Origin of the sequence: Neisseria sp. HMSC061H08 (assembly GCF_001836795.1) — a bacterium.
GTDB lineage: Bacteria > Pseudomonadota > Gammaproteobacteria > Burkholderiales > Neisseriaceae > Neisseria > Neisseria subflava_A.
On sequence record NZ_KV830583.1, the window covers coordinates 80,338 to 88,388 of the forward strand.

The window sequence follows — 8,051 nt, forward strand, 5'->3', positions numbered from 1 at the left end:
TTTGGCGTCAAATGAAAATAAATAGGGCTTTTGCGTGTAATCGGATAGTTCATTAAAATGGTAAAAGAGAGGCTTTTCAGACGGCCTGATGGATGTATCAGAAGGCCGTCTGAAAAGTTTTGATTTGATTGTTTACCTGATACAGGAAGATTTTTATGAAACAGGCGGTTGATCCTTATGCGAGTTTCCGTGAGCTGACGCTGCGGGGGATGATACTCGGCGCGTTGATTACGGTGATTTTTACGGCATCCAATGTGTATTTGGGCTTGAAGGTGGGCTTGACTTTTGCGTCTTCGATTCCGGCTGCGGTGATTTCGATGGCGGTTTTGAAGTTTTTTAAAGGCAGCAATATTCTGGAAAATAATATGGTGCAGACCCAGGCTTCGGCCGCGGGGACGCTCTCCAGTATTATTTTTATCTTGCCGGGTTTGCTGATGGCCGGTTATTGGGCGGGCTTTCCGTTTTGGCAGACTACGCTGCTGTGTATGTCCGGCGGTATTTTGGGCGTGATTTTCACTGTGCCTTTGCGTTATGCGATGGTGGTGAAGAGCGATTTGCCTTATCCGGAAGGCGTGGCGGCGGCTGAGATTTTGAAGGTCGGCGACCATGATGCGGACCAACAGGAAGGCGGCAGCGGTATCAAGGAATTGGTGTCGGGCGGCGCTCTGGCCGGTTTGATGAGCTTTTGCGCAAGCGGTTTGCGCGTGGTGGCCGACAGCGCGAGCTTTTGGTTTAAAGGCGGCGCGTCGGTGTTCCAAGTGCCAATGGGCTTTTCGCTGGCCTTGCTGGGCGCGGGCTATTTGGTCGGCCTGACCGGCGGTATCGCGATTTTACTGGGTATTTCGATTGCCTGGGGTGTGGCCGTGCCTTATCTGTCGGCGCATATTCCGCAACCTGCCGATATGGAGATGATTCCTTTTGCGATGTCTTTGTGGAAGGAAAAAGTCCGTTTTATCGGCGCGGGTACGATCGGTATTGCAGCTATTTGGACGCTGTTGACTTTGATGAAACCGATGGTCGAGGGTATGCGCCTGTCTTTCCGCAATTTCGGCGGCGCGCAGATGACCGAGCGCACGGAACAGGATTTGTCGCCTAAGGCGATGATTGCTTGGGTGTTGGGGATGATGCTGGTGTTGGGCGTATCTTTCTTCCACTTTATCGGCGACTCGCATATTTCCGGCGGTTTGGCTTGGCTGTTGGTGGTCGTATGTACGCTGCTGGCTTCGATTATCGGCTTTTTGGTGGCCGCTGCTTGTGGTTATATGGCCGGTTTGGTCGGTTCGTCTTCCAGCCCGATCTCGGGTGTGGGCATCGTCTCTATCGTTATCATTTCGCTGGTGTTGCTGCTGGTCGGCGAATCCGGCGGCTTGATGGCGGATGAGGCAAACCGCAAATTCCTGCTGGCGTTGACGCTGTTTTGCGGCGCGTCTGTGATTTGTGTGGCTTCGATTTCCAATGACAACCTGCAGGATTTGAAAACGGGTTATCTAGTAAAAGCAACGCCTTGGAAACAGCAGGTTGCGCTGATTGTCGGCTGCGTTGTCGGTGCAGTGGTGATTTCGCCTGTGTTGGAGCTTTTGTATGAAGCCTACGGCTTTACCGGCGCGATGCCGCGTGAAGGCATGGATGCGGCCCAAGCCCTTGCCGCGCCTCAGGCAACTTTGATGACCACCATCGCCCAAGGTATTTTCTCGCACAATCTGCAATGGGATTATATTTTCACCGGCGTGGCCATCGGCGTGGCGTTGATCGCGGTTGATTTCACATTGCGCAAATCCTCCGGCGGCAAGCGTGCTTTGCCGGTATTGGCCGTGGGCATGGGCATTTACCTGCCGCCGTCTGTGAATATGCCGATTGTGATCGGCGCGATATTGGCGGCTGTGTTGAAATCCGTCATCGTCCGCCGTCAAGAAAACCGTGAAGGCCGTCTGAAAAATGCGGAGCGTATCGGTACGCTGTTCTCCGCCGGTTTGATTGTCGGCGAGAGTCTGATCGGTGTGATTATGGCGTTTATCATTGCCTTCTCCGTAACCAACGGCGGTTCGGATGCGCCTTTGGCCCTGAACCTGGAAAACTGGGATACGGCCGCCAAATGGCTGGGCTTGGCGTTTTTTGTTTTCGGTATGTTCGTGTTTGCACGCCGCGTGTTGAAAGCAGGACGTTAAGTTTGTAGATTGAGAAAAGGCCGTCTGAAACCCAAAAAATTGGGGTTCAGACGGCCTTTTTATGGAAATTTGTTTGGAATGATTTTAAGAAGTTTGGGTATAATTATCGTGGGGCTAGGTAGTGAAACAGCCCCATGGCAGTGGGGCTGTTTTATTTGAACCTCCCTAGAAAGGAGAGTTTCAACATGAAACGAACCAAGCCGAAAGGTCGTTCATGGCTGAGACTGCGAACAGTCGTTAGGATTATCTTAACCCTGTTCCTGCTCTTAGTCAATTAAACGGCTGAAAACAAAAAACTGTTTTTCAGTTTCCGCCTGTTTGTCATGAACAGGCGGTTTTTTATTGTTTAACGCTGATTCAAACAATCTGCAATCGCTTTGGCAATTTTGGCACTGGCGCCTTGGTGTTGCGAAATGAATTGCTCGGTGTGGCTGATTAACTGTTGGCGCAGCGTTTCATCGTCGAGGTATTGGCGCGTGGTTCTGTACCAGGCTTCGGCAGTTTCGACGCGGACGGCGGCTTTGGCTTCGACTGCGCCTTTGCAGGCTTGGGCGAAGTTGTAGTTGGAGTAGCCGAAGAGGGTGGGGACGCGGCAGGAGATGGGTTCGATGATGTTTTGGCAGCCGGCATCAACGAGGCTGCCGCCGACGAAGGCAATGTCTGCGCTGAGGTAGTAGGCGGCAAGCTCGCCCATGCTGTCGCCTATCCAAACCTGTGTATCGGGGGAAACGGGTTGTCCGTCGCTGCGTTTTTGGACGGTATAACCAAGCGATTTGGCGGTATCGTAGGCCGTCTGAAAGTTTTCAGGGTGGCGCGGTACGATGACCAGCAAGGCATTGCCGCGGTAGCTCTGCCATGCTTTGAGGAGCAGCTCGGCTTCGTCTGTGCCTTTGTACACGCGCGTGCTGGCGCAGACGACGACGGCTCGTGCGCCGATGCGTTCTTTAAATGCGACGGCAAGCGGGCGTGAGTCGTCGGGGGGCGCGATGTCGTATTTGGTGTTGCCGCAGACGTGGACGTTGGATGCGCCGATAAGGTGCAGGCGTTCGGCATCGGCGGCGGTTTGGGCAAAGCAGCCGGAGAGGCTCTGCATAGCAGGCTCGACCAGCTTGCGGATTTTGAGGTAGCCGCGTTGGGATTTTTCGGAGAGGCGTGCGTTGGCCAAAAAGAGGGGAATGCCTGCTTCTTTGCAGCCGTACATCAGGTTGGGCCAGATTTCGGTTTCCATCAAAATGCCGCAGATGGGGTGGTGTTCGGTTAAAAATCGGGCTACCCATTCGGATTTGTCGTAGGGCAGGTAACGGCATTGCGCATCGGGGAACAGGGATTGCGCGGTGGCGCGGCCGGTCGGCGTCATTTGGGTAATCAGAAACGGCGAGTCGGGAAAATGGCGGCGTAATGCCTGCACCAAAGGTTCGGCTGCACGCGTTTCGCCGACGGATACGGCGTGTATCCAAATCGGGCGTTGTACGGGATTGGGATACGCCTGCCCGAAACGCTCGTCCCAATGTTCGAGATAGGCTGGGGATTTGAGGGCGCGGCGGCGCAGGTGGCGGCGGATCAGGAAGGGGGCGAGGTGCCACAGCGTGGCGTAAAGGCGGCGTATCATGCTTACGGGTCTTGTGTCGGAATAGGCTTATTTTATCGGAAACTGAAACGGAAGATATAGCTTTGATGCGTGTTTTACGCAAAGGAAACAGGCCGTCTGAAAGGTTTCAGACGGCCTTTAATACAGGTATAAACGCGTTTATTTCACTTGCGCCATGTATTTTTTCAGACGGCCTTTGCTTTGCATGGCGCGGTTTTCCATTTCATCGACAACGGCTTGTGCTTTGGCTTTGTTCACCGGTTTGCCGACCTGAATCACGCCGCTCATGTTCATCATGCGGTGCGGCGGGCAGGTATAGACATACACGCCTTCTTTGTCGAGCTTGAGGGTGAAGTCTTTGCCGTCTTCGGAAAGGAAGTCGGCAACGCCGTCGGGCAGGGCTTTGCTTTGTACCCAGTGGCCGCTGTTGGCAGCTTTGAAGGTAACAGTGTCGCCGACTTTGGCGTTGACGTAGCCGGGCTCGAACACCATGCTGCCGTCTTTGCCGTTGTCGAGCATTTTGATTTCGTGGTTGGCGGCGTATGCGCTTAGGGAAGCGGTCAGCATGAGGAGGAAGAGGGATTTTTTCATGGGAAAGTCCTTTTTGTGAAGAGTATAAAATGATTGCGTGGCTGGTTTCTTGGTGGCGGATTCCCAAGCTAGGATTGCCGCATCGGGCGGATAACGGGCAGGCCTTTGCTGTCGTACAAAAGCTCGATGTCCACTTTGTACAATCTGCCGATCATGTCCGCCTGCAACACGTCCTGCGGCGCGCCCTGCGCCTGTACTTTGCCTTCGCCGAGCAGAATCACGCCGTCTGAAAATTGCGCGGCGAGGCTCAAATCGTGCAAGACCATCAGCGTAACCAGATTGTGTTCGTGCGTGTATTGCACCACGCGCTCCAAAAGATTGAGCTGATGGTGCATATCCAGCGCGCTGACCGGTTCGTCCAGCATCAGGATTTCGGGACGGCGCAGCATGACTTGGGCAAACATGACGAGCTGCCGCTGTCCGCCGGAAAGGCGCATGACGTCGCGGTGCGCCAGATGGCCGATACCCAGTTCTGCCATGATACCTGCGGCTTCGTGCAGCAGTTCGTCGCCGACGTGCATGTGCAGCGCGTCCATGCGGCCGAGCAACACGACTTCCAGCGCGGTCAGCGAGGCTTCGGCGGCGGTGTCCTGCGGCATATAGCCTATGCGTTTGCGCCAGCTTTGCAGGTGGATTTTGCTCAACACTTCGTCGCCGTAGCGGATAGCGCCTTTGTGCGCCACTTCGCCGAAAATCGTTTTCATCAGTGAGGATTTGCCCGTGCCGTTCGGGCCGAGCACGGAATAGACTTTGCCTTGTTCCAGCGTCAAATCGATATTGTCGGCGACCACATAATCGCCGCGCCGGATATGTACGTTTTCAAGTTTCAACATTTCAGACGGCCTATCGTTTCGTTAATACAATCCAGAAGAAGAACGGCACGCCGACAAACGACGTAACAATCCCCACCGGAAACAGCGCGCCCGGGATAATCACCTTGGACAACACGCTCGCTACCGACAAAAACGCCGCCCCCGCCAGCATCGCGCCGGGCAGGAAGAAACGTTGGTCTTCGCCCAAAAGAATCCGCGCCACATGCGGCGCGACCAAGCCGATAAAGCCGATCACGCCGACAAAACTGATCGCCGTCGCCGTCATTACCGCCACCAACACCAGCGTTTTCAGGCGCAAAAATTGCAGATTGATGCCCAGCCCGACGGCGCGTTCTTCGCCCAAGCGCAGCGCAGTCAGCTTCCACACATCGCGCGAAAGCAGAAACACGCATACCGCCGTAACCGCCGCCGTAACGATGACTGTTTCCCAAGTCGCCTTGGTCAGGCTGCCGAACAGCCAAAACAGAATCTGCTGCGAAATCTCAGGCGCGGCGATAAATTGAATCAGCGACAAAATCGACTGAAACAGGAACAACAGCGCAATCCCCACCAACACCAACATCGCCGAATTGAAGCGGCGCGCCGAGGCAAACAGAAACAAGATGCCCGAAGCCAGCATGGTCATCACAAACGCGCCGATGGGAACGGCGACCGTTTCAGGCAGCCCGAAACCGCCGAACGCAATCACCGCCGACGCGCCCAAACCCGCCGCCGCCGCCAAGCCCAGCGTATAAGGGCTGGCCATCGGGTTATTCAACAACGTCTGAATCTCCGCACCTCCGACACCTAAAGCCGCGCCGACCACCAAGGCCATCACCGCAATCGGCAGGCGCAAATCCATCACAATCAGGCGGTTCATTTCATCGACTTCAGGTTTGCCCAGCAAAACATTGACCACTTCGCCGACGGGCAGCGTGTCCGTCATCGCAGGGCCGGTGGCGATGTCGAATAGGAAACTGACCGCCGCGATGACTAAAAACATCAACACAATCAACCAACGCTTGCCTTCCAACTTGCGCTGGTTTTTCACAATCTCGGCGACAACCGAATCATTCATGTTTCAAACCTTTAAAAAAGAGTGTTGTGAAAGGGGAGAAACAGGTTTGCCTTTTTCTTCCGCAAAAATTTCAGACGGCCTTCCGATTTAAAAGGCCGTCTGAAAATCTAAATTACCTTACTGTCCTTTCGGATAGAGGTAGAACGTACCATTTGGTACAACAGGCAGGTTTTGGCGGTAGAAGTCCATATAGGTCTTCTCAGGGTTGAAATCCTTAAACAACTGCGGATAAATCGCTTTGGCCATAAACTGAATCGATGCGCTGTCGGACAGCGTGCGCGAGTTGGCGTGGTAGGCGGCATAGAGGCGGTTGTTTTTAATCACAGGCAGGTTTGCCCAGCCGGCGCGTTTGGCAAAGCCTGCCAAGCGTTTTTCCGCTTCGGCTTTTGGAATGCCCCAGCCCATCACCATGGCGGCAGGGTTTTTCTTCAATTCGGTTTCGCGGCCGGTAATCACGATCACGTCGGGTTTGGCGGCGAGGACTTTTTCAGGATTGATCGGGCCGTAGAATTCGACCGAAGAAGCGGCGATATTGTTGCCGCCGACCAGTGTCGCCATCGAACCCCACATGCTCTTGCCGAAGGTAACGCTGTGTTCGGCAGGGCCTTTGTTGCCGAACTCGATATAGACTTTAGGCTTGGGCAGGTTGGCTTTTTGCACGCGCGCTTGGATGGTGTCGGCGATGCGTTTGTAGTCTGCCGCCAGTTTGTCGGCTTTTTGCTGCTGGCCGGTCAATGTACCGATGAGTTTGGTCGATTGAACGTGTTTGGCCACTGTTTGCGCGTTGTAGTCCAACACGACGATGGGGATGCCGGCCTTGTTGATGCGGTCGAGATCGGAACCCAAAGCCTTGTATTGCCATTCGGCCAAAACCAGCAAATCAGGTTTCAGCGCCAATACTTTCTCAATCGAAAAAGTGCCGACTTCCACTTCGCCCACGTCGGTCAGCTGATTCAGTTTAGGCACGGCTTTGCTGAATGCCGCCCAGCTTGGCGGCGCCCAGTCGGCCCAAACTGCTTTGGAAAAACCAACGACGTTGTCCAGCGCGGTTTTGCCGCCGATGGCCATGTAGTCTTGGTAGTAGAAGCCCAACACCACGCGCTTGGCAGGCAGGTCGACAGTTACCTTACGGCCGAGGATATCGGTCAGCTGAACGGGTTTGGCAAAAGCGGATACGGAGCCGACTGATAAAGCGGCGGCGGCAATCAAAGCAGAAAGTTGCGTAAATCTCATGAATTATTCCTTTAAAATATGATGATAATTACTATTATTTTATAAATTTACAAGGTATTGAATCTTTTTTCAAGTAAACGAGTGAGTAGATATATTTCGAAATAAAAAGTTTCATCATTAAAACGAAGGGATAGTGTTTATATAGGGCTTGGGTGTACTGAAGACCTAGTAAAAAGGAATGATATGGTGTACCTAAAACCATAGTGGGCAGTAGCTGGAATGGATCGGTAAAGGGTTTTTTATTGCAAAAAAATAAAAGGTATTCGGTTGAATAAGCAGGCCGTCTGAAACCTTGCAATCAGGGTTCAGACGGCCTTTGGTGGAGGCATAAAAGTTTTATTTCACTTGCGCCCTATATTTTTCAGACGGCCTGAGACCTTTGCAAAATTCCCCAAAATCCCCTAAATTCCCACCAAGACATTTAGGGGATTTTCCATGAGCACCTTCTCCCAGCAACCCGCACAAGCCATGATCGCCAAACACATCGACCGCTTCCCACTATTGAAGTTGGATCAGGTGATTGATTGGCAGCCGATTGAACAATACCTGAACCGTCAAAGAACCCGTTACCTTCGAGACCACCG

Annotated in this window: 6 protein-coding genes and 1 pseudogene; 2 read left to right on the forward strand and 5 right to left on the reverse strand. The window is 53.4% G+C overall.

The genetic code is table 11. From position 1 onward, the window contains the following. Positions 1-155 precede the first annotated feature (155 nt). Complete coding sequence (locus HMPREF2675_RS08935) at positions 156-2,165, forward strand: OPT family oligopeptide transporter (protein WP_070814766.1); 2,010 nt, start codon at positions 156-158, stop codon at positions 2,163-2,165. A gap of 346 nt (positions 2,166-2,511) precedes the next feature. Here HMPREF2675_RS08935 and waaA read toward each other — a convergent pair whose 3' ends face one another. The 5 genes from waaA to HMPREF2675_RS08960 form a co-directional block, all read right to left on the reverse strand. Then, on the reverse strand, positions 2,512-3,774 hold the full coding sequence (gene waaA / locus HMPREF2675_RS08940; protein WP_070814767.1) for a lipid IV(A) 3-deoxy-D-manno-octulosonic acid transferase: 1,263 nt from the start codon (positions 3,772-3,774) through the stop codon (positions 2,512-2,514). Between the two features lie 138 nt (positions 3,775-3,912). Then, positions 3,913-4,344 (reverse strand): plastocyanin/azurin family copper-binding protein, encoded by a 432-nt coding sequence (locus tag HMPREF2675_RS08945; RefSeq protein WP_070814768.1) that lies wholly within the window; start codon positions 4,342-4,344, stop codon positions 3,913-3,915. 68 nt (positions 4,345-4,412) lie between these two features. Next, complete coding sequence (locus HMPREF2675_RS08950) at positions 4,413-5,177, reverse strand: ABC transporter ATP-binding protein (RefSeq protein ID WP_070814769.1); 765 nt, start codon at positions 5,175-5,177, stop codon at positions 4,413-4,415. Positions 5,178-5,187: 10 nt separating this feature from the next. Then, positions 5,188-6,234, reverse strand: coding sequence for a FecCD family ABC transporter permease (locus tag HMPREF2675_RS08955; protein WP_049332949.1), 1,047 nt, complete (start codon positions 6,232-6,234; stop codon positions 5,188-5,190). Positions 6,235-6,351: 117 nt separating this feature from the next. After that, positions 6,352-7,467 (reverse strand): ABC transporter substrate-binding protein, encoded by a 1,116-nt coding sequence (locus HMPREF2675_RS08960; protein WP_070814770.1) that lies wholly within the window; start codon positions 7,465-7,467, stop codon positions 6,352-6,354. Positions 7,468-7,902: 435 nt separating this feature from the next. Between HMPREF2675_RS08960 and HMPREF2675_RS11300 the strand changes: the two are divergent. Next, a pseudogene (locus HMPREF2675_RS11300) lies at positions 7,903-8,051 on the forward strand (IS5/IS1182 family transposase); the annotation flags it as partial.